Source organism: Rhizobium sp. 25PS6, from assembly GCF_032464655.1.
GTDB lineage: Bacteria > Pseudomonadota > Alphaproteobacteria > Rhizobiales > Rhizobiaceae > Rhizobium > Rhizobium laguerreae.
Window position 1 is genome coordinate 210990 of sequence record NZ_JAWDIV010000008.1, and the last position, 21248, is coordinate 232237.

16 protein-coding genes are annotated in these 21248 nt (G+C 61.7%); 2 read left to right on the top strand and 14 right to left on the bottom strand.

Annotated elements, in window-relative coordinates; translation table 11 throughout:
• Window positions 1-44: 44 nt before the first annotated feature.
• From cyoD to cyoA, 4 genes are read right to left on the bottom strand one after another with little or no spacing between them, the layout of a single operon-like run.
• Window positions 45-446 carry a cytochrome o ubiquinol oxidase subunit IV gene (gene cyoD / locus RWK44_RS13900; protein WP_131662427.1) on the bottom strand — a complete coding sequence of 134 codons (402 nt, stop codon included), beginning with the start codon at window positions 444-446 and terminating at the stop codon, window positions 45-47.
• Window positions 443-1063, bottom strand: a complete 621-nt coding sequence (gene cyoC / locus RWK44_RS13905; protein ID WP_025397699.1) for a cytochrome o ubiquinol oxidase subunit III — start codon at window positions 1061-1063, stop codon at window positions 443-445. The genes cyoD and cyoC overlap by 4 nt, the downstream gene beginning before the upstream one ends.
• Window positions 1064-1068: 5 nt before the next feature.
• On the bottom strand, window positions 1069-3072 hold the full coding sequence (gene cyoB / locus RWK44_RS13910; protein ID WP_077979957.1) for a cytochrome o ubiquinol oxidase subunit I: 2004 nt from the start codon (window positions 3070-3072) through the stop codon (window positions 1069-1071).
• Between the two features lie 42 nt (window positions 3073-3114).
• Window positions 3115-4275 (bottom strand): ubiquinol oxidase subunit II, encoded by a 1161-nt coding sequence (gene cyoA / locus RWK44_RS13915; protein ID WP_131662426.1) that lies wholly within the window; start codon window positions 4273-4275, stop codon window positions 3115-3117.
• Between the two features lie 379 nt (window positions 4276-4654).
• Between cyoA and RWK44_RS13920 the strand changes: the two genes are divergently transcribed.
• Together RWK44_RS13920 and RWK44_RS13925 are read left to right on the top strand one after the other, a co-directional pair.
• Entirely contained in the window at window positions 4655-5986 is a 1332-nt protein-coding gene (locus tag RWK44_RS13920; RefSeq protein ID WP_131662425.1) for an MFS transporter, read from the top strand.
• 33 nt (window positions 5987-6019) lie between these two features.
• Window positions 6020-6226 carry a hypothetical protein gene (locus tag RWK44_RS13925; protein WP_245503795.1) on the top strand — a complete coding sequence of 69 codons (207 nt, stop codon included), beginning with the start codon at window positions 6020-6022 and terminating at the stop codon, window positions 6224-6226.
• 86 nt (window positions 6227-6312) lie between these two features.
• Here the strand turns inward: RWK44_RS13925 and RWK44_RS13930 are convergent, their stop codons facing one another.
• The 10 genes from RWK44_RS13930 to RWK44_RS13975 all read right to left on the bottom strand — a co-directional run bounded on the left by RWK44_RS13930 (window position 6313) and on the right by RWK44_RS13975 (window position 20953).
• The gene (locus RWK44_RS13930) at window positions 6313-6780 is read right to left on the bottom strand and encodes a cyclic nucleotide-binding domain-containing protein (RefSeq protein ID WP_077979955.1); all 468 of its coding nucleotides are present in this window, start codon (window positions 6778-6780) and stop codon (window positions 6313-6315) included.
• 102 nt (window positions 6781-6882) lie between these two features.
• A complete protein-coding gene (locus RWK44_RS13935) occupies window positions 6883-9597 on the bottom strand; it encodes an ABC transporter transmembrane domain-containing protein (RefSeq protein ID WP_131662424.1) in 2715 nt (904 codons plus the stop codon).
• Window positions 9598-9779: 182 nt separating this feature from the next.
• Window positions 9780-10925: a glycosyltransferase family protein gene (locus RWK44_RS13940; protein ID WP_316028956.1), complete on the bottom strand. Its 1146-nt coding sequence runs from the start codon at window positions 10923-10925 to the stop codon at window positions 9780-9782.
• Window positions 10922-12169, bottom strand: a complete 1248-nt coding sequence (locus RWK44_RS13945) for a glycosyltransferase family 4 protein (protein WP_020052923.1) — start codon at window positions 12167-12169, stop codon at window positions 10922-10924. The genes RWK44_RS13940 and RWK44_RS13945 overlap by 4 nt, the downstream gene beginning before the upstream one ends.
• A 9-nt stretch (window positions 12170-12178) precedes the next feature.
• Entirely contained in the window at window positions 12179-13387 is a 1209-nt protein-coding gene (locus RWK44_RS13950; protein ID WP_020052924.1) for a glycosyltransferase family protein, read from the bottom strand.
• A gap of 96 nt (window positions 13388-13483) precedes the next feature.
• Window positions 13484-14656 (bottom strand): ABC transporter permease, encoded by a 1173-nt coding sequence (locus RWK44_RS13955; RefSeq protein WP_165504387.1) that lies wholly within the window; start codon window positions 14654-14656, stop codon window positions 13484-13486.
• The gene (locus RWK44_RS13960) at window positions 14656-15654 is read right to left on the bottom strand and encodes an ABC transporter permease (protein WP_168282009.1); all 999 of its coding nucleotides are present in this window, start codon (window positions 15652-15654) and stop codon (window positions 14656-14658) included. The genes RWK44_RS13955 and RWK44_RS13960 overlap by 1 nt, the downstream gene beginning before the upstream one ends.
• 3 nt (window positions 15655-15657) lie before the next feature.
• Window positions 15658-17565 (bottom strand): ABC transporter substrate-binding protein, encoded by a 1908-nt coding sequence (locus RWK44_RS13965; RefSeq protein WP_222010973.1) that lies wholly within the window; start codon window positions 17563-17565, stop codon window positions 15658-15660.
• Complete coding sequence (locus RWK44_RS13970) at window positions 17565-19454, bottom strand: ABC transporter ATP-binding protein (RefSeq protein ID WP_222010974.1); 1890 nt, start codon at window positions 19452-19454, stop codon at window positions 17565-17567. Before RWK44_RS13970 ends, RWK44_RS13965 begins: the two co-directional genes overlap by 1 nt.
• Window positions 19455-19609: 155 nt before the next feature.
• Window positions 19610-20953, bottom strand: coding sequence for an adenylate/guanylate cyclase domain-containing protein (locus RWK44_RS13975; protein WP_131662419.1), 1344 nt, complete (start codon window positions 20951-20953; stop codon window positions 19610-19612).
• Between the last annotated feature and the right edge of the window lie 295 nt (window positions 20954-21248).

The following is a 21248-nucleotide window of genomic DNA, read 5'->3' on the forward strand; positions in this document are numbered from 1 at the left end:
ACTGAACTGCTGCGGGCGGCTTTGCCGCCGCCCCCTGGCGACAGTCAGGGCATGTTCTTCATCATCTCGGGGCTCATCGGCATCATGTTGGTGTTGAGATGATGCATGACCCAGAGCGAGCCCGAGAGCGCGATGGCGACGATGATGAGGGTGAAGATCAGCGCCATGATCGTCCAGCCACCCTCGCTCCTGGTATTCATGTGCAGGAAGAACACCATATGGACGACGATCTGGATCGCCCCGAGGCCCATCACCAGCACCGCCGTCAGCGTCGGGCTGTCGAACACGCCTGACATGACAAGCCAGAAGGGAATGGCGGTCAGGATGACGGAGAGCACGAAGCCCGTCATGTAGCTGCGGAACGTGCCATGGCCGGCCTGATGGCCGTGGCTGTGGCCGTGATGAGCCTCGTGGGCATCCTCATGGGCAGGTGCTTGCGAACTCATCCGAGAACTCCCAGCAGATAGACGAAGGAAAAGACGCCGATCCAGACGACGTCGAGGAAGTGCCAGAACATCGAGAGGCACATCAGGCGGCGGCGGTTGGCCTCGATCAGCCCGTGCATCGACACCTGCACCATCAGCGTGATTAGCCAGATGATGCCGAAGGTGACGTGCAGCCCGTGAGTGCCGACGAGCGTGAAGAAGGAGGAGAGGAAGGCGCTGCGCGTCGGCCCGGCGCCTTCGTGGATCAGGTGGATGAACTCGTAGAGTTCGAGCCCGATGAAGGCTGCGCCGAACAAGCCGGTCACGCCAAGCCAGAACAGTGTTTCCGCCTTGGCGTTGCGCTCCATCTGCAGCATGGCGAAGCCGTAGGTGATCGAGGAAAACAGCAGCATCGAGGTGTTGAGGGCAACGATCGGCAGATCGAAGAGATCGGCGGGCGACGGGCCTGCGGCATAGTTGCGGCCGAGCACGCCATGCGTTGCAAACAGCACAGCGAAGATCAGGCAGTCGCTCATCAGGTAGAGCCAGAAGCCGAGGTTGGTGCTGTTTTCCGGATGATGATCCTCCGTCAGGTAGAATTCAGGCTTTTCGGCCGTGTCGATAGTCTGATCGCTCATGGTCATTACACCTGCTCGGCAAGCAACGCCGTGCGCTTGCCTTCCGTTTCGGTCACCTCTTCGGCGGGGATGTGAAAGTCGCGTCTGTAGTTGAAGGTATGACCGATCGCGACGACGAGCATGGCGACGAAGGAGACGGCCACCAGCCACCACATATACCAGATCAGGCCGAAGGCGAGGGCGACGCTGATGGCCGACAGGATTGCGCCGGTGCCGGTGTTTTTCGGCATGTGGATCGGCCGGAAGCCTTCCAGCGGACGCGCATAACCACGGTTCTTCATGTCGTACCAGCTGTCATGGTCGTGGACGACGGGCGTGAAGGCGAAGTTGTAATCCGGCGGCGGCGAAGAGGTCGACCATTCCAGCGTGCGGCCATCCCAGGGATCGCCACTATCGTCGCGCAATTCCTCGCGTTTCATGAAGCTGACGACGATCTGGATGAGGAAGGCGGCGATACCGAGCGCGATCAGGCCGACGCCGAAAGCGGCGATGATGAACCAGATCTGCAGCGACGGATCCTCGAACTGGCTCACGCGGCGGGTGACGCCCATCAGGCCGAGCACGTAGAGCGGCATGAAGGCGAACCAGAAGCCGATCTGCCAGAACCAGAAGCTCATCTTGCCCCAGAAGGGATCGAGCTTGAAGCCGAAGGCCTTCGGGAACCAGTAGTTCACGCCGGCGAACATGCCGAAGAGAACGCCGCCGATGATGACGTTGTGGAAGTGGGCGATGAGGAACAGCGAATTGTGCAGCACGAAGTCGGCCGGCGGCACGGCAAGCATGACGCCGGTCATGCCGCCGATGACGAAGGTCACCATGAAGCCGACTGTCCACAGCATCGGCACCTCAAAACGGATGCGGCCGCGATACATGGTGAAGAGCCAGTTGAAGATCTTTGCCCCGGTGGGGATCGAGATGATCATCGTGGTGATGCCGAAGAAGGAATTGACGGAAGCGCCCGAGCCCATCGTGAAGAAGTGGTGCAGCCAGACGATGTAGGAGAGAATCATGATCACGCAGGTCGCGTAGACCATGGAGGCGTAGCCGAAGAGGCGTTTGCCGGAGAAGGTGGCGACGACTTCCGAGAAGATGCCGAAGGCCGGCAGCACGAGAATGTAGACTTCAGGATGACCCCAGATCCAGATGAGATTGATGTACATCATCGGGTTGCCGCCGAGGTCATTGGTAAAGAAGTTCGTCCCGGCATAGCGGTCGAGCGACAGAAGCGCCAGCGTTGCCGTCAGGATCGGGAAGGAGGCGACGATCAGCACGTTGGTGCAGAGCGCCGTCCAGGTGAAGACCGGCATCTTCATGAAGGTCATGCCCGGCGCACGCATCTTGACGATGGTGGCGATCAGGTTGATGCCCGAAAGCGTCGTTCCGACACCGGCCACCTGCAGGCCCCAGATATAATAATCGACGCCGACGCCCGGACTGTAGGCTGCGCCCGACAGCGGCGGGTAGGCGAGCCAACCGGTCTGGGCGAATTCGCCAATGAACAGCGACAGCATGATGATGATCGCGCCGGCGGTGGTCATCCAGAAAGAGAAGTTGTTGAGGAAGGGGAAGGAGACGTCGCGCGCGCCGATCTGCAGCGGCACCACGAAGTTCATCAGACCGGTGACGAAGGGCATCGCCACGAAGAAGATCATGATGACGCCGTGGGCGGTGAAGACCTGGTCGTAATGGTGCGGCGGCAGATAGCCCTCCGAGCCGTTGAAGGCGATCGCCTGCTGGACGCGCATCATGATCGCGTCGGAAAAGCCGCGCAGCAGCATGATGACGGCGAGGATCACATACATGATGCCGATCTTCTTGTGATCGACGCTGCAGATCCAGTCGCGCCAAAGCGGACCCCAGAACTTGAAATAGGTGATGATGCCGAGCACAGCGAGACCGCCGATGACGACGCCGATGAAGGTCACGACCAGGATCGGCTCGTGATAGGGGATGGCATCGAGGGTCAACCGGCCGAAGACGAACTTCAGGAGGTCAGGATTGGAAAACATGGAACAACCCGTTCATTATGTCTTGCGACGCAAAGCGCCAGGTTAATTGTTGTTGTTGAGCTGCGCCGGCGCCGGAGTGGCGCCGTTGTCCGTGCCGGGCATGGAATGACCCTCATGCTGCATGTCCATGCCGGGCATGTCGTGCTGCATGCCGTCGGTCCGCTCGGCAGGCTCGCTGCGTGCCGGAGCCCCGGTCGCCGGCACGGTGGCGGCGGGCGCCACGATGCCTTCGTCGGCATGACGGTTGTCGTATTGCAGCTTCTCGCGGTTCTCCGCACTTTCCTTGCCGCCGCCGCCCATCATGTCGATGTGCATCATCTCGTTCATGCACATCTTGCCCGGAGTGGCGCACATGTTGAGGATGGCGTTGTAAAGGTCGGCATCGGCGCCGGCATAATAACGCACCGGTTCCTTCTCGCTCGGCTTCTCGAGCTTGAGATAAGCGTCGCGGTTGAGCATCGTGCCCTGCTGCTTGACCTCAGCCACCCAGGCGTCAAAGCCCGCTTGGTCGAGGCCGTGGAACTTGAAGCGCATATGCGAGAAGCCGCTTCCGCTATAATTGGCGGAGAAGCCCTCGTATTCGCCTTGCCGGTTGATGACGGCGTGCAGCTTCGTCTCCATGCCGGGCATTGCATAGATCTGGCCGGCTAGGGCAGGGATATAGAAGGAGTTCATCACCGAGGAGGCGGTGATCTTGAAATTGATCGGCATATCGACCGGGGCAGCGAGTTCGTTGACGGTGGCAATGCCGAGTTCGGGATAGAAGAACAGCCACTTCCAGTCGAGCGCCACGACCTCGACGATCAGCGGCTTGGTATTGGCCGGAATGGCGCGCTCCGCATCGAGGCGGTCGAGCGGGCGGTAGGGATCGAGCTTATGGGTGGAAATCCAGGTCACGGCGCCGAGCGCGATGATGATCGCAAGCGGCGCTGCCCAGATCACGATTTCGAGGCGGGTCGAATGGTGCCATTCCGGCGCGTAGGTGGCGGCCGTGTTGGAGCGGCGGTAGCGCCAGGCGAAGAACAGCGTCAGGAAGATCACCGGGATGATGATCAGAAGCATTAGCACCGTCGAGATGACGATGAGATCGCGCTGTTGCGCGGCGATGTCGCCGGAGGGCGCCATGACCACCATGTTGCATCCTGCCAGGAAAAGCAGCGGCAAGACGGATAGAAGGCGGGAAAACTTCACGAGTTTTAGCACGTCTCTAAGCTCTTGTTGTTTCGTTCGTTCCGCGACTAACGCACTGAACCTGATAGCGACATGAGGTGTTTGGTCGCAGTGCAGCAAGGATGCCGCACTGCGGCACAAATCATGGTGCACTACAGCTTTGGAATCCTGATGAAATCAAGAAGGATTCTTTCGCCAGCGCATGTTTCAAATCAATATATCCGCAAGAGCCGGCCAAGCCAGCGTCCCCGGGAAAAATCGCGGTCCGGATCACGGTATTTTTTCCGCCTACGCCTCAATTTGAGCCGTGATGATGAACTATTTACGTCTTACGGACTTGATAAGCCTGCAGGTTTGATCAAGATCAGGTTGAGGCGCCTTGCCGAAAGCGCTTCAACGAGGGAGGCGTTTCATGGCTACAACATCGCAATACGGGCCGTCATCGTCGTCGCTGGAACGCGACGCGCGGCGCATTCACGACGACAAGCCGGTGTCTCCTGGTAGTATCGCCATCGGCGTGGTGATCGGCCGCATGTCGGAATTCTTCGATTTCTTCGTCTACGGCCTCGCCTCGGTCCTGGTCTTTCCACAGCTGATTTTCCCTTTCGCTCCGGACAGGCTGACCGGCACGCTCTATTCTTTCGCCATCTTCTCGCTTGCCTTCCTGGCCCGCCCCGTCGGCTCCGTCGTCTTCATGACGATCGATCGGCTGTACGGCCGTGGCACCAAGCTGACGATCGCGCTTTTCCTGCTCGGCGGCTCCACGGCCTCGATCGCCTTCCTGCCGGGTTACAACGAGATCGGCGTCTGGTCGATCGCGTTGCTGGCGCTCTTCCGCCTCGGCCAGGGCTTCGCGCTCGGCGGCGCCTGGGACGGCCTTGCCTCGCTGCTCGCGCTCAACGCGCCGGCCAAGCACCGCGGCTGGTATGCGATGATCCCGCAGCTCGGTGCGCCGATCGGTTTTGCGCTGGCCAGCACCCTGTTTGGTTATTTCGTCGCCAATCTTTCCAGTGAGGATTTCCTCTCCTGGGGCTGGCGTTATCCCTTCTTCGTCGCCTTCGCGATCAACGTCGTGGCGCTGTTTGCGCGTTTGCGGCTCGTCATGACCAAGGAGTTCGGCACGCTGCTGGAGCAGCACGAGCTGGAAGCAGCCCCCATCCTCGACGTGCTGCGCGTTCACGGCCGCGACATTCTGATCGGCGCTTTCGTGCCGCTCGCAAGCTTCGCCATGTTCCACCTCGTCACCATTTTCCCGCTCGGCTGGATGAGCCTTTACGGCAACCAGCCGATCGGCACCTTCATGGTGGTGCAGGTGGTCGGCGCCATGGTCGGGATCATCACCATCATTGCATCAGGACTGATTGCCGACCGCATCGGCCGGCGCGCCCAACTTGCCATCTGCGCCGTCATCATCGCCGTCTTCAGCTTCGTTGGGCCGAGCCTGATCGCATCCGGCAACAGCGGCCATGACGCTTTCGTCATCATCGGCTTCGGCGTGCTCGGCCTTTCCTTCGGCCAGGCGACGGGCTCGATCTCGTCCCGCTTCGGCCGCGGCTACCGCTATACCGGTGCCGCCTTCACATCGGATCTGGCCTGGTTGATCGGTGCGGGTTTTGCGCCGCTGGTGGCGCTCAGCCTCTCCAGCCGCTTCGGCCTGACTTTCGTCGGTTACTACCTGCTGTCCGGCGCCATCTGCACGCTTGCAGCACTTGCCTTCAGCAGGGCGCTGGAGCAGCGGGAATAGACGCAGTCGAACAAATGGCCTGCATGGGAAGCCATGCAGGCATTTGCCCGGCGTGCGAAAGCAACATCAGATCGCAAGAAAGCAATTCAGTTTATCGCCGAACAGAATGTCGGTGTCGCGACAAGTCAGCTTGATGAGGTGGAGAGTCAGCCGATTTTCTTGTCCATCAGCCGAAGATCGGCCGGCCTGGACGCATTGCTGGAACGGAACCGGTCATCTCACGCACATCTTTTATGGTGAGCTGTCATGTTCGCCAAAAGATCAACAGCTGGAATTTTGCGCTTCGTACAGGCGCACGGAAATGGCCGGCGAAATCCTGAAAAACCTTACTGCGCCATCTGAGGCTGCTTCGCCGCCCGGGCCGCGGTTAGTTCCGCGGTGGTGTGGTTCAGGCGGTCGGCCAGCACCCGCATGATTTCCACGGCCATTTCGGGGAAATCGCTGAGCAGCTTCAGGAAATGCTCCTTGCTGATGCGCAGCACCTCTAGCGACGAGGTGGCGCGGACCGTTGCCGTGCGCGAGACATCGCAGAGGATGGCGATTTCGCCGACGATGGAATTGGGTTCGACGTCAGCGACCTTGATCTCGCCGGCCGGTGATGCGACGACGACGTCGGCGGTGCCCGAGAGGACGACATAGGCGGCATCACCGACATCGCCCTGATGGAAAAGGTCCTGTCCGGCCTTGTAGGTCATGCGATCGGAGGTAAAGGCCAAAAGCTTGAGCTTTGCTGGCGCGATCCTCGAAAAGATCGGCACCCTTCGGAGCATTTCGACTTCGTCTCTCAACAGCATGAGCGTTTCAATCCCCTGATGCCGGGTCCCGCAGGACCAGGCATCTTCAAACTTCGAGGTGTCCCCATCAAGAACACCCACCATCGCCGCCCCTATAGAATATTACGATAACAGCTCCTTGAACATCCCGTTTTTCGCGGAAAGTTCCGGATAGTTTCCGGCCTCCGCCAATCCGCCGCGGTCAAAGAGCAGGATCCGGTCGAACATCTCGGCCTGCCGGGCGTTGGAGAGCACCCAGATGATCGCCGGCCGATGGCCTTCTTCGTGCAGGCCCTCGATGATGTTGCGGGTGATCTGATCTTGAACGCGCTGGTCAAGCGCCGACAGCGGCCGGTTGAAGATGAAATAGTCCGAGCGCTTCAACAGCGCGCGGGCCAGGTTTAGCTTCTGCCGCTGCACCATGGTCAGTCGTTTGCCGCCGGAGCCGACGTCGAATTCGAGGCCGATCGACAGCACGTCGTCATAAAGGTCGAGCGCATCGAAGAGTTCGCCCATGATGCCGCGGATGCGGTCGGAAGCGTCGGCCTGCTGATAGGCGATACGGCCGAAGAGCACATTGTCCATCAGGCTTGCCGACGGGGTGAAACGCTCGGCATCGTAACGCTCGATCAGCTCGGCGAGATCGGCCGGAATATGCTCGTGGAACTGCTTGCGGGCGCTGACGATTTTGTCCATGAGCTCGTTCGGCAGCAAGCCGAAGCGATGGCGCGGCTCGATATAGGCAAAACTCAGCCGGATGATGGCCGAACGTTCTTCCGGCGTGGCGTCCTCGAAGCGGCGGCTTTGCAGCTTCTGCAGCAACGCCTGATAGGTCGGGATGTCGTCCGCCGTCATGAAGGTCAGCTGCTGGAAGAATGGATGGTCGGGCGGCAGGTCGTGGAAGAGTTCCACCGCGTTTTCGGCGATCTCGAGGCCCATGGCGTAGAGATCGGTGCTGAGGCCGGTCTCACGGAAAAGCTGCTGGAAATAGGGATGCGCGGCCAGCCTCCGGTTGGTCATCAACGGCCGCTTCATCGTGCCGAAGAGCAGGTTCTCGCCGACCGTCGCCTGGGCGTTATAGGCATCGAAGTCGAAAGGCACGACGATCGTGTCGAGCCCCTCGTCGCGCAGCCGGTCCCTGAGCGAGGCGCGTAGCGCCACGACGTGGTCGCCGAGCGCCACATGCACGTCGGTGTTGACGGTCGAGCGCAGCGCCAAATCGAGGATGTCCTGCGAGATCAGGACGGCGTCGAGCACCGGGCGGATCGCTGTGAGCAGGTCCTCGGGCCCGCTGGCGCCGGCAGCCTTGTAGTCCACCCAGTCGCTGTTGAGGTCGAGCGTCGGATTGCCGGCCTTTTCCGCCTCGGCGGAATGCCATTTATACTCCAGTGCTTCCCGCTCGTCGTAAATCGGATCGGTCATCGGCGCATGTTTCAGGCCGTAGAGCAGATTGCTGGCGAGCGTCCCGTGGAAGAAGAAAGTGTCCGCCGAGGCATAGGAGATCCGCCGGCCGGTAATCGATTCCGGCAGCTCCAGGAGATCGCGTCCGTCGATGGTGATACGGCCGGAGTCCGGCCAGACCATGCGTCCGAGCGCTTCGGCGAAGGCTTCAGCGCCGCTGCCGTTCGGCCCGACGATCGCCACCGTCTCGTTCGGCTTGATCTCAACGGAGACGTGATCGACGATGCGAGCGCCGCTGTCGTCGGAGAGCGTCAGATTGGTGATGACGAACGCGCCAGTCAACGGGCCGACCGGGGCGGTTGCGAGTTCCTGAATGCGGCTGTCGATCAGCGGCTCGACGTTGAACTGCTCGTAGACCTGCTGGTATTTCACCTGCACGTCCTGGCGCATCTGGTCCCAGTCGATCAGTTCCTTCAGCGGGCCGGGCAGGTCCTTGTAGGCTGATATGACGGCGACAAGCTGGCCGATGTCGAGCCGGCCCTGGAGCGCAAGATAGCCGCCGATCGCGTAGAACAGGAACGGCGTGACCTGGGCGAGGAAGTTGTTGATGAACTTCACCAGGAACTTCCACTGGTAAAGGTCGTAGCGGATCGAGAAAATCCGTCCGAGCCGCGAGGCGATGTCGGCGCGTTCGAGATTCGACGTGTCGTTGCCGTGGATCGTGCCGATGCCCTCGACGATTTCGCCGACGCGGCCGGAGAGTTCGCGCGCCGTCAGCTGCCGCTGGCGGCCGAGTTCCAAGAGGCGCTTGCGCATGCGGGGGATGACGATGGCCTGGACGCCGACGATGCCGGCGGCGATCATGCCAAGCCAGAAATTCTGGACGATGATGAAGACGAGCGCCGTTATCGCCTGGCCGCCGAGAAGAGCAGGGGAAACGAAGGCGTCGCCGGTGAAGCCGCCCATCGGCTCCACCTCGTCCTTGATCATGGTGGCGATCTCGGCCGATTTCACCCGCTTGAAGTGAATGGGCGGAAAGCGCAGCACCCGGTCGATCAGCTCGAAGCGGATGCGGCGCAGCATGCGCTCGCCGAGACGGCCCTTATAGGTGTTGATGTAGAATTTGAAGAGGCCGTTCAGCACCACCAGCGCCAGAAAAACCAGGCTGAGCGCCATCAGCATCTGGAAGCGGTTGAGCTGCAACCCTTGAAAGAATTCGACATGGCCAATCAGCGGCAGGTCGTAGGCAATGTGCATGAAGGTCTGCGTCGCGCCCGGACCTTCGAAACCGTCACCCTGGATCGGTCCGTTGACGATCTGCTTCGGCAGGTCGAAGGACAGGAAGTAGGGCACCATCGATGCAGCGACGACAGCCAGAATCCACAGCTGCTGCAGCCGCGTGTTCTTCCAGATGTAGCGGGCGAGGCTTTTTTCCATGGCTAACCGTCAGCTTGCTGGGAAATTCCGGGGGCGCGATCCGGGCGCCGGGACGGGGAGGAATTTTGAGAACAGGATCATGCAGCCGGACCGCCGATATCGCAATGAAAACAAGGCGAAGCGACCGGCTGCAAAAATGCCGATTCTCGCCGGAACATTGCTTATATCACAGGAATTTTGGATTAGGCGAGGGATTCGGCAATCATGGAGCGAATGATGCCGGCGGTTTTCTCCGCCCCGTCGAGGTCGAGCAAGACCGGCCCCCGTGGCTGTGCGGCGAGCGCCTTTTCGACTGCCTCCTTCACATGGCCCGCCGTCAGTCCGTTTTCCGGCAGGATATCGGCGAGGCCGAGCGCCTGCAGCCGTTCGGCGCGCACCGTCTGCTCGGTCTCGCCGCCGGCGACGAAGGGGATGAGGATTGCCCGGCATTCGGTGCGCAGCAGATCGCCGACCGTATTGTAGCCTGCCTGAGAGATCGAGACTTTCGCACCGCGCAGCAGCGAGGGAAAATCCTTGCGGAAGCGCACCAGCGTCATATTCGCCGCCGCGTCCTCGGAAAGCGCGGCGAAATCGGCCTCAGGCAGGTTGGGGCCGGCGACCAGCAGCCAGCGAAGATCGGCGGGCAGCAGCGCTGCCGCCTCTTTGGCCGCGCCGATCAGCGCGGCGCCGACCGCGCCGCCGCCCGCCGATGCGATGATGTCGAATGTCTCGGCAGGTTCCGGCGCCGGCGGGGCTGCGACGAGGCCGGTATAAAGCAGCCTGTCGGCGATCTCGGATGTCAGCGGGAAGGTGTCCTCAAGCCTGACGAAACCGGGATCGCCGTGGACGAGCACGGCATCGAAATGGTCCTTGACCAGCGTCACCGTCTCCGCGTCGCGGCCGGCCTTGCGGTTTTCCTGCAGGATGTCGCGCACCGAGCTCAAGAGTTTCGGCCGCGGTTCGGCCTTTTCGATCGCCTCGAGCAGCGGCAGCAGTTCGAAACGCATCTGTCGCCGGCCGAAGGGGAAGGCTTCGATGATGACGACATCCGGTCTTGCGGCATGGAAGGCATCGAGCAGCAGCTGGTGGCGGGCATGGAGGAAATCCTCGTCCGCCGGCCGGCCCTCGGCGTCGGCGAGGCCGGAGAAACCGGCATTGCTGGCGACGACCGCCGGCAAGGCCACGGTCTTTGTGCCTTCGCCCGGAAAGCCCGGCACCGGCAGGCCGCCGGTCACGACAGTCACGTCAAAACCGTCCTTGACAAGCGCATTGGCGATGCGGCTGGCGCGGGCTATGTGGCCGATGCCGAGCAGGTGCTGGACATAGAAGAAAATACGCGGTGCCGTCATGACGCCTTCTGCCATTCGGCCTCGAACAGGCCGGTGAGCTGCCGGATGCTGGAGTGATAGTCGAAATGTTCGCGCACCTGGCTTTCGGCGGCGTCGCCAAGGCGCTTGCGCAGTGCCGGGTTGCGGATCGCCGCCTCCAGCGCGCTGGCCAGCTGCGCCGGGTCCTCGGGCGGCACGACGAGACCGTTTTCACCGTTCTTCAGGAGCTCCGGCACGCCGGATACTTCGGTCGAGAGGCAGACGAGCCGCTGGCTTGAGGCTTCGACCAGGACGTTCGGCAGGCCGTCGCGGTCGCCGTTGGCGGCGATGCGGCAGGCAAGCGCGAAGAGGTCGGCGCGGCGGTAATGATCGAGCACGTCTTCCTGCGCCATGGCGCCCTTCCAGACGATGCGGCCGGAAATGCCGAGTTTGGTTGCCAGCGCCTTCAGTTTCGCAAGCTCCTCGCCGCCGCCGATATGGTCCATGCGCCAGTGAAGGTCGGCGGGCAAAAGTGCCAGCGCGCGCAGCAGCACGTCGTAGCCCTTCTTCTCGACGGCGCGGCCGACGCTGAGGATGAAGGCCGGATCGTCGGGGTCGCTGCCGGTGCGGTCCGAACGCTCGCCGGCAAAATGGCCGAAGCGGGCGAGATCGAGACCGTGGTAACTCAGGTGCACGGCCTCCCTGCGTGACGTCAGCGTCCGCATGTGGTCGTAGCCTGTCCTGGTGCAGGTGACGGTCCAGCGGGCGCTGCCGAGTTTCTCGTTCAGCTCCCAGTCGGGCGACGTCCATATGTCCTTGGCATGCGCCGAACAGGTCCAGGGCGTGTCCGTGAGAATGCTCGCATATTCCGTCACCGAAGCCGGCGTGTGGATGAAATGGGCATGCAGCCATTCACCCTCGTCCGGCCATTCGCGCCCCAGCACTAGTGCCTGGCCAAGGCGGCGGAAGCGATTGCGGGAGATGTCGCGCTTGAGGTCGGCGAGGAAGCGTTTCATCAGCGCCTTGAAGCCAGGCTTGGAGAAACCGGCGATGAAGCCCTTCAGCACGCGGATCGGCTCCTCGTGCAGATATTCCGGCAGATAGACGACGCGCGCCTTGATCTCGTCATGCACGGGATGGCGTTTCTTGTCGGTCGGTCGGCGCATGGAAATCAACGTCAGGTCGAAGCCGGCCTTTTCGAGGCCGAGTAGCTCCTGGGCGATGAAGGTTTCCGAAAGGCGGGGATAGCCTTTCAGCACGACGAGAATCTTGCGGCGTGGCGGCAAGGCTTTTCCCTATTCCGCGCCGACGAGGGACAGATGGCTGCCGCGGCCGTCGATCCATCGGCCGACGGTCTGCGAGATGTGGTCCAGTCCTTCGAGACGCATGTTGCCGCCGCTCTTCGATGGCGGCTGGCGGGAGGGCAGGCGCTTCAGCGCCTCGGCCATGATGGTCGGATCGACGGATTGTTCCGGCAGCAGCATGTCGACGAGGCCGAGCTCGCTCGCCCGCTGGGCGCGCAGCAGCTGCTCCTCGCGCGGCTTGACGCGCGGCACGATGAGGGCCGGCTTGTCGAAGGAGAGAATCTCGCAATAGGTGTTGTAGCCGCCCATGGCGACGACGCCGGTGGCGCCGTCGATCAGCTCTTCCATGTGGTTGTCGAACTCGATCACCTCGATATAGGGGATGGCTTCGCCCTTCTGCACCAGCTTGTTGCGCTCGGCGGCCGGCATATAGGGGCCGAGCACGACGAGCGCCTTCTGCGTCAGCGTCGGATCGGCCTCGTAAGCGTTCATGACGTCGTGGACGAGATCGGAGCCGTCGCCACCGCCGCCCGTGGTGACCAGGAGGTAATTGTCCTTGCGGGCGTTGATCGACGTCTTGCCCCTGGAGACGCTACGTTGCAGGAAGCCGACGAAATCCATCTTCCGGCGCAGGCTGGCCGGCACGTCGAGACCGATCAGCGGATCGTAAAAGTCAGGCGGACCGTAGACCCAGACGCTGTCATAGTACTGGTCGATCTTCTGCATGATGCTGTTCTTCTTCCACTCGGCTTCGAGCAGATGCGGCGCGTCCATGATCTCGCGAAGCCCGAGCACCAGGACGGTGCCGCGGGCCTTGAGATAGGCCAGCGTATCCTCGATCTCGCCCTTCAGCCCCATCGGCTCCTTGTCGACGATGAAGATATCCGGCTGGAAGGTCTCGGCCGTGTGGCGAATGCTCGATTCGCGCATCTTCAGCGTCTCATGCAGGTCGATATGGCTTGCGAGCGACGTATATTCGCCGTTGCGGAGCTTGATGACGCTCGGGATCTTCACGAAGTCGACGCGGGCGCGGTAGTCGAAGGCGCCGGCGATCGTCGCACCCGAAATGATCAGGATGTTGAGGCCGCGATAATCTTCGACCAGCGCATGGGCGATGGCGCGACAGCGGCGCAGATGGCCGAGACCGAAAGTATCGTGGCTGTACATGAGGATGCGCGCATCTTCGAGACGTCTGGACATGGGCATCCCTTCTGGGGTCAGCAACATACTTAGTACCCCCACCGTCCGGAGGCCAAGAGGTGGGGGCGGTGCCGTGATGCGCCGCCGCGTTTCCTGCTATTTGTAGGGATCTGCCGCATCACGCAAGCCGTCTCCCAGAAAGTTGAACGCCAAAATGACAAGAACAACAGGAATGATCGGATAGAGCAGCCATGGATAGAAGGCGATGACGCTGACGCTTTTTGCTTCTGTCAGCAATATGCCCCAGCTGGTGATCGGCGGACGCAGGCCGAGGCCGAGGAAGGAGAGCGCGGTCTCTCCAAGGATCATGCCGGGGATCGAAATCGTCGCCGAAGCAATGAGATGCGACATAAAGCCCGGCACGAGATGCCGGCCGATGATACGCGGCGTGCTGGCGCCCATCAGCTGTGCGGCCTGGACATAATCTTCCTCGCGCAGCGCCAGGAGCTTGGAGCGCACAGCACGCGCCAGCCCCGTCCAGTCGATGATGCCGAGGATGACGGTGATGCCGAAATAGATGACGATCGGGCTCCATGTCACCGGCATGATGGCTGCCAGCGCCATCCACAGCGGCAGGCTCGGCAGCGATTGCAGCACCTCGATCAGGCGCTGGACAATGAGATCGAAAATGCCGCCCCGATAACCGGCAAGGCCGCCGATGACGATACCGAGCACGAAACTGATCGAAATGCCGATCAGGCCGATCGTCAACGATATCCGCGCGCCGTAGAGGATACGCGAGAGCACGTCGCGGCCGAGCCGGTCGGTGCCGAGCAGGAACATCTCGCCGCCGATCGCCGGGCAGATGAGATGATAGTTCGAGGCAACAACGCCCCAAAATTTATAGGCATCGCCGCGGCAGAAGAAACGGATCGGCTGCACGTCGTTCGGCCTGTCGGTATAGACACGGTGCAGCGTGTCGAGATCGAGCGTCATGCTGCGGCCGTAGACGAAGGGACCGACGAAGCTGCCCTTGTCGAAGAAGTGGATGGGTTGCGGCGGCGCGTGGATGAAATCGACATTGCGCGTGTGCAGGCCGTAGGGCGCCAGGAACTCGACGATCAGGATCATCAGGTAGACGGCGGCGAGAAAGATGCCGGAGATCAAGGCCAGCTTGTGCTGCTTGAATTTCCACCACATCAGCTGTTTCTGCGAGGCGAGATGGATGCGTGATTGTGCCGACGTCATGCTTTCGGTCGCAAGCGGATCGAAAGGAGCGGTCGAGACGTAATGCGGAAGCGGGGCGCCGGGTGCGGGAAGGGGCGACATTATTTGGTGCTCCTGCCTTGCAGACGGATGCGGGGATCAAGGAAGCCGAGCGCGATGTCGGAGATCAGCACGCCGATGACGTTGAGGAAGGCCAGGAACATCAGGAAGGAGCCGGCGAGATACATGTCCTGGCTCTGCAGCGCCTTGATGAGCATCGGCCCCGTCGTCTCCAGCGACAGCACGATCGCGACGATCTCGGCGCCCGAGATGATCGACGGCAGGATCGAGCCGATATCGGCGACGAAGAAGTTGAGCGCCATGCGCAGCGGGTATTTGACCAGCGCCTTCAGCGGCGGCAGGCCCTTGGCGCGGGCGGTGACGACATACTGCTTCTGCATCTCGTCGAGCAGGTTGGCGCGCAGCCGCCGGATCATGCCGGCCGTGCCGGCCGTGCCGACGATGATCACGGGGATCCACAGGTGAGAGAGGATCGACCGCGCCTTCTCCCAGCTCATCGGCGCCGAGATATATTGCTGGTCCATCAGGTGGCCGATCGAGATGCCGAACCAGATATTGGCGAAATACATCAGGATCAGCGCCAGCATGAAGTTCGGAATGGCGATGCCGAGCAGGCCGAGGAAGGTCAGCCCGTAATCACCCCAGCTGTACTGGTGCGTGGCCGAATAGATGCCGATCGGAAAGGCGATCAGCCAGGTGAGCAGGATCGTCGTGAAGGAGACGAGGATCGTCAGCCACAGACGATCGCCGACCACGTCGGAGACCGGCAGCTGGTATTCGAAGGAATAGCCGAAATCGCCGTGTAGCATGCCGCCGACCCAGTAGAAATAGCGCACGATTTCCGGCTTGTCGAAACCGTATTGCTGGCGCATCTCCTCGATTTCCTGGAGGTTGGCGGTCTCGCCGGAGGCGCGCAGCTCGGCGATCTGGCTCTCGAAGAAGTCGCCCGGCGGCAGCTCGATGATGGTGAAGACCAGCGCCGAAATGACGAAGAGCGTCGGCACCATGGCGGCAATGCGCCAGAGAATGTATCTAAGCACGCCTCAGGCCTCCTTGTACCAGAATGCATCCGGCATATAGACGCCGAGATAGGAGGTGGGATCGAAGCCGTAGAGCGCTTTCTCCGGCAGGTTCTGCAGCTTGGCGGCCCGAAGGATCGGCTGCAGCGTGCTGTTAATGAGGCCGATCGAGAACACCTGCTGCGTATAGAGCGACAGCATCTTGTGCCAGATCACCTGGCGCTCGTCGAATTTCGCCGTCGAGCCCCATTGGCCAAGCAGGTCGACCAGTTCGGCGGCCTCCGGCAGGTCGGGTGCGACGCCCTCCTGGCCGGCGGAGAGGTAATGCATGCCCCAGAGCGGCCATTGCAGCTGATCGTCGAGTGTCGGCGCAAGGCCTGAGGGCGACATGTCGGCCGTCGGCACGCCATTGTCGAGGCCGTACCAGATCGACATCATGATCGAACCGCTCATGGCCCGGTTGCGGAAGACGTCACGCTGCGAGGTGCGGGTATAGAGCGCAAGGCCGATATTGGCCCAGTGGTCGTGCACCAGCTCAAGCACGTCGGTGTCGAGGTTGCTCTCGCCGGCAGTCTCGACGGTGATCTCGGCGCGCCGCCCGTCCGGCAGCAGCCTGATGCCGTCGTCGCCGCGCTCGGTCAAGCCGAGTTCGTCGAGCAGCCGGTTGGCCTCGTCGGGATCGAATTTCACGAAGGCGTCGGCATATTCCTGCTTGAAGAGCGGACTGTCGGGCAGGACCGTATCGGCGCTTGGCGTGCCGAGGCCGTAGAAGGCGACCATGTTGATCTCGTGCCTGTCTATCGCCAGCGACAGCGCCCGGCGCAGGCGCACGTCGCGGAAAAGGCCGCGCCACATCTCGTCGGCGCAGTTGAGATTCGGCAGCAGCGTGATGCGCGAGCCGCGCGCGAGCTTCCAGAGATTGACCTTCACCGGGAAGCGCTTCTCGGCCTCCTTCAGGAAGGTGTAGTCGTTGAAATCGATGCCGGTCACCTGCAGGTCGGCTTCGCCTGCACCCGCCTTGGCGGCGATGATCGACGAGGAGGAGACGTTGAGGATGAAACGGTCGAGATAGGGAAGCTGCCTGCCGGTCTCGTCGATGCGGTGGAAGAACGGGTTGCGCTCGAAGACGAACTGCTCGGACGGCAGCGGCGTGGTATTGCGCCAGGGATCGAGCGTCGGCAGGTTCGGATTCTCAGGACGGTAGGAGCGCGCCATCTTGATGTGCAGATCCTGCCATTTCTTGACGCGGTAGGTCTTCATCAGCTCGTCCATCTTCGCCTGGTCGGGCTGGAATTTCTTGTGGAACTGCTTGAGATAATGACCGGGGCCGAAGATGACGAGCGGCTGCGGGCCCGCCAGCGTCGGCAGGAACATCGGGTTGGGTTTTTCCCACGTGTAGCGCACGGTCAGCGGATCGAGCATTTCGAAGCGCGGCAGGCTGCCATGCGGACGAAGCTCCAGCGCGCCGCCGCCGGGCGTCAGCTTGTCGTTCAGGATGACGTCTTCCCACCAGTAGCGGAAATCGTCGGCCGTGAACGGCTGGCCGTCGGACCATTTATGGCCCTCGCGCAGCGTGAAGGTGAAGACCGTGTCGTCCTCGGACTGGAAGGAAGCCAGGATATCCGGCTGGAACTGAAGGTGCTTGTTGTAGCCGATCAGTCGGGAATAGCCGTAGATCGTCATGAAGCGGATGTCGCGCTGGCTGCCGATGATGGTGCGCACCGTGCCGCCGTAGGCACCGGGTTCGAGCCCCATCTCCTTCAGGTTGACGATGCGCGGGCGGACGGGAATGCGCTCGGCCATCGGCGGCAAGCTGCCTGATGTCAGCCGCTCCTTGAGGAATTCCGGCTCGCCGACCTGTCCGGCCCGAAGCACCGCGGGTGCGATCGCCGCGCCGACAAGGCCGCCGAGAAAGATGCGACGCGTCACCATCAGCGCAACTCCCTGGCATCGGCGCCCTTGCGGGCGCGCACCAGATGGCCGTCACCGAGGTCGGCATAGGCAAGCTCGGAAGCGTCGTCGTGCTCGGCGGTGAAGGTCGCGCCCCAGTTCTGTTTGTCGGCGGCGCCGTTTTCCCTGAGCGCCTTGAAATCGAGCGGCCGGTCGAGATCGGGGAAGGGGACGGCGGCGAGCAGCGATTTCGTATAGGGGTGCACCGGATCGCGCAGAATGATCTCGCGCGGCGCAATTTCGACGATGCGGCCCTTGCACATCACCGCGATGCGGTCGGCCATGTAATCGACGACGGCGAGATTGTGCGAAATGAACAGATAGGTAAGCCCCAGCTCCTTCTGCAGGTCCTTCAACAGGTTGAGGATCTGCGCCTGCACGGAGACGTCAAGCGCCGAGACCGGCTCGTCGAGAATGACAAGCTTCGGGCCGAGCGCGAGTGCGCGCGCGATGCCGATGCGCTGGCGCTGGCCGCCCGAAAAACTGTGCGGGTAGCGGCTGAGATAACGCTTGTCGAGGCCGATTGCGGCCATCAATCCTTCGACCTTGCGCTTGCGCTCGCCGCTGTCGCCGCGGTCATGAATCTCGAGCGGTTCACTCAGGATGTTGCGCACCGTCATGCGCGGCGAGAGCGAGGAGACCGGGTCCTGGAACACCATCTGGATCTTGGTCCGCATGTCCTGCAGTTCAGCGCCTTTGACGGAGAGGACGTCGACGACCTCCTTGCCGTCGTTGAACACCACTGCGCCGCTGTCCGGCGTGATGGCGCGCATCAGGATCTTGCTGAGCGTCGTCTTGCCGCAGCCGGACTCGCCCACCAGGCCGAGACATTCGCCGCGGCGGATGTCGAAGCTGACGTCGTCGACGGCGCGCAGGACGGCGGCTTCATGTTTGCCGAAGAAACTGCGCTTGCGCGTCTTGTAGGTCTTCGAGAGATTGGCGACGGAAAGCAGGATGCCCGGCGCCTCTGCCTGGAGCGGCTTCTTCTTGCCGACCAGGGACTCGAGATTGACCGTTACATCGCGCAGCGCTTTCAGCCGCTCGCCGGGTTTCATGTCGAAATGCGGAACGGCGGCCATCAGGCCCTTGAGATAGGGATGCTGCGGATTGCGGAAGATCGCTTCGACGGGTCCTGCTTCCATGATCTCGCCGTGATAGATGACGACCACCTCGTCGGCCATGTTGGCGACGATACCGAGATCGTGGGTGATGAGCAGCATCGCCATGCCAAGCTTCGCCTGCAGCTCGCGGAGCAATTCGAGGATCTGCGCCTGGATCGTCACGTCGAGCGCCGTCGTCGGCTCGTCGGCGATCAGCAGCGCCGGCTTGCAGATCAGCGCCATGGCGATCATCGCGCGCTGGCGCATGCCGCCGGACAGTTCGAACGGGTACATGTCGTAGGTGCGATGCGGATTGGAGAAGCCGACAAGGCCAAGCATCTCCTCGGTCTTTTCACGGGCTTCCTGCTTGTCGGCTTCGGTATGGATCAGCAGCACTTCGCTGATCTGATTGCCGATCGTATGCAGCGGCGAGAGCGAGGTCATCGGCTCCTGGAAGATCGTCGCCATGCGGCGGCCGCGCAGGTCGCGCATTTCCTCGCTGTCGCGCGGAAAGGACAGAATATCGGTCGTGCTGCCGTCGAGCGGATCGGTGAACAGGATGCTGCCCGAGGCCTTGGCCGGATTGGGCAGGATGCCCATGATCGACTGGCTGATCACCGACTTCCCCGAGCCGGATTCACCGACGAGAGCGGTGACCTTGCCCGGAAGAATGCGAAGATTGGCTTGTTTTACGACGCGTAGCCGGTCACCGAAAACCGAGAAGGAGACGTCGAGATTTTCAATACGCAACAGATCCGCTGCAGACGCCATACCAATGAAATTCCCCAGTCTTCTATGTTCCCGTTAAGGCACACTATCGTACCGCAAACGGGGTGTCCAGTTGATGACAATCATAGAAAAACCGCCGCCTCTCGCTGAAGTTCCCCCAGGCGAGATGCGCAGATTATGGCAGGGGTTCTAAGCTCTTACTGGATGAATTTCTCCATGCTGGTGCGCTTCACCTGTTTCTTGGCGTCGCGATGCAGGAGAATGACCTGCTCGGCTTCTGAAAGTCCGCTCTGCACGGCCTCACGGAAGCTCTCGTCGACGTTGATTGCGGGTGCTGGCGCGCGCGGCTGCAGCACCGTCACCTTCTGACGGATGCCGCGCAGCTTCTCTTCGCCGAGCGTCGTCCATTCGCCGCCGCAATAGCCGGCGAAGGCCTGGCTGGCGACGACCTCGCGACCGTATTTCTTGGTCAGGATCTGCAGACGTTGCACCTCGTTGACCGCCGAGCCGAAGGCGGAGAAGGTTAAACGGTCCTTGAGACCGACATTGCCGAACATGACGTTGCCGACATGCAGGCCGATGCCGTAGCCGACCCTGGTCAGGCCCTTCTGCTCGCGGTCCCTGTTGAGCTCGGCGACCCGCGCCTGCGCCTGATGCACGGCCGAAAGCGCAGCCTCGCAGGCAATTTTCGATGGATCCTTGTGGCGCCCGCAAGGATAGACGGCGAGAAAGCCATCGCCGAGGAAACTCAGGATCTCGCCGCCATTGCGGTTGAAGGGGGCGGCGATCGCGTCGAAGAACTGGTTCAGCGTGTCGATATAGGCCTGCCGGCCTTCCTTTTCGGCGTACATGGTGGATTCGCGCATGTCGCCCATGACCAGTGCTGCCCGGATCGTCTCACCGTCGCCACGGCGGATTTGGCCGTTCAGCACCCGCTTGCCGGCGTCGCCGCCGAGATAGGTGGTCAGCATGTTGTTGGCGAGCTTGCCGAGCACCGCCATCTTGGCGGCGACCGCCAGATGGTTCTGCATCCTGAGCAGCGCATCGATCATATCGTCGGAAAAGCCGGTATTATGATCCGTCGACCAGGAACCCATCATGCCCTGCACGGAGCCGTCGCCGAAGGGCTGCACGAAGGCGAGGTAGTCGGTGATGCTGTCCTTACGCAGGTCCTCGAAAATCGGAAATTCGTTCGGCCCATCATGCATCAGTCGGCGCCGGATGTGCTGCAGATTGTTGTCGAGCAGGTAATAATATGGGCTCTGCAGGAAGCGGTCCGGCTTTTGGCCGGCAGGCATGCGGAAGCCCTCGATGGTGACACCGCTGGCGCGCCGCCAGGTGAAGCTCAGCGCATCGTAGAGCGGGTGCAACATCGAAAAAGAAAGATGCACGCGCGCAAGCGGCAGCCCCGCAGCAGTGAGCCTTTCGCAGAAACCGCGGACGATGTTTTCAAGCTCGTCTCCGGCCAGCGAAGAGTTCGTCAGCCATTCAGCGACCCGGTCCAACAGGATGGAGGACACGCTGGATTCGATCGTGCTCATTCTCGGTATGATCCTCATAAGGCACGCCATCCCCAAGAGCCAAAAGTCCCTCGGCCGGCACATTTTCATGCGCAGGTCACCAGGAAATCAGGATGTACGAGCGGTATTATTGTGTCAACGGATCTGCCGAAAGCCCGGCAGTGGCGCCCCTCAGCTCCCCATATCGGGGGATCGGACGGGTTGTCCTTTCCAGCTGGTTCATTATCAAAAGTCAAAATAGGGATGCTGCAAATGCGAAACAATGGGAGCCGCAATTTTTTGTGCGCTCAAGTTGCAGCGAAGGGAGCGGCCTGAG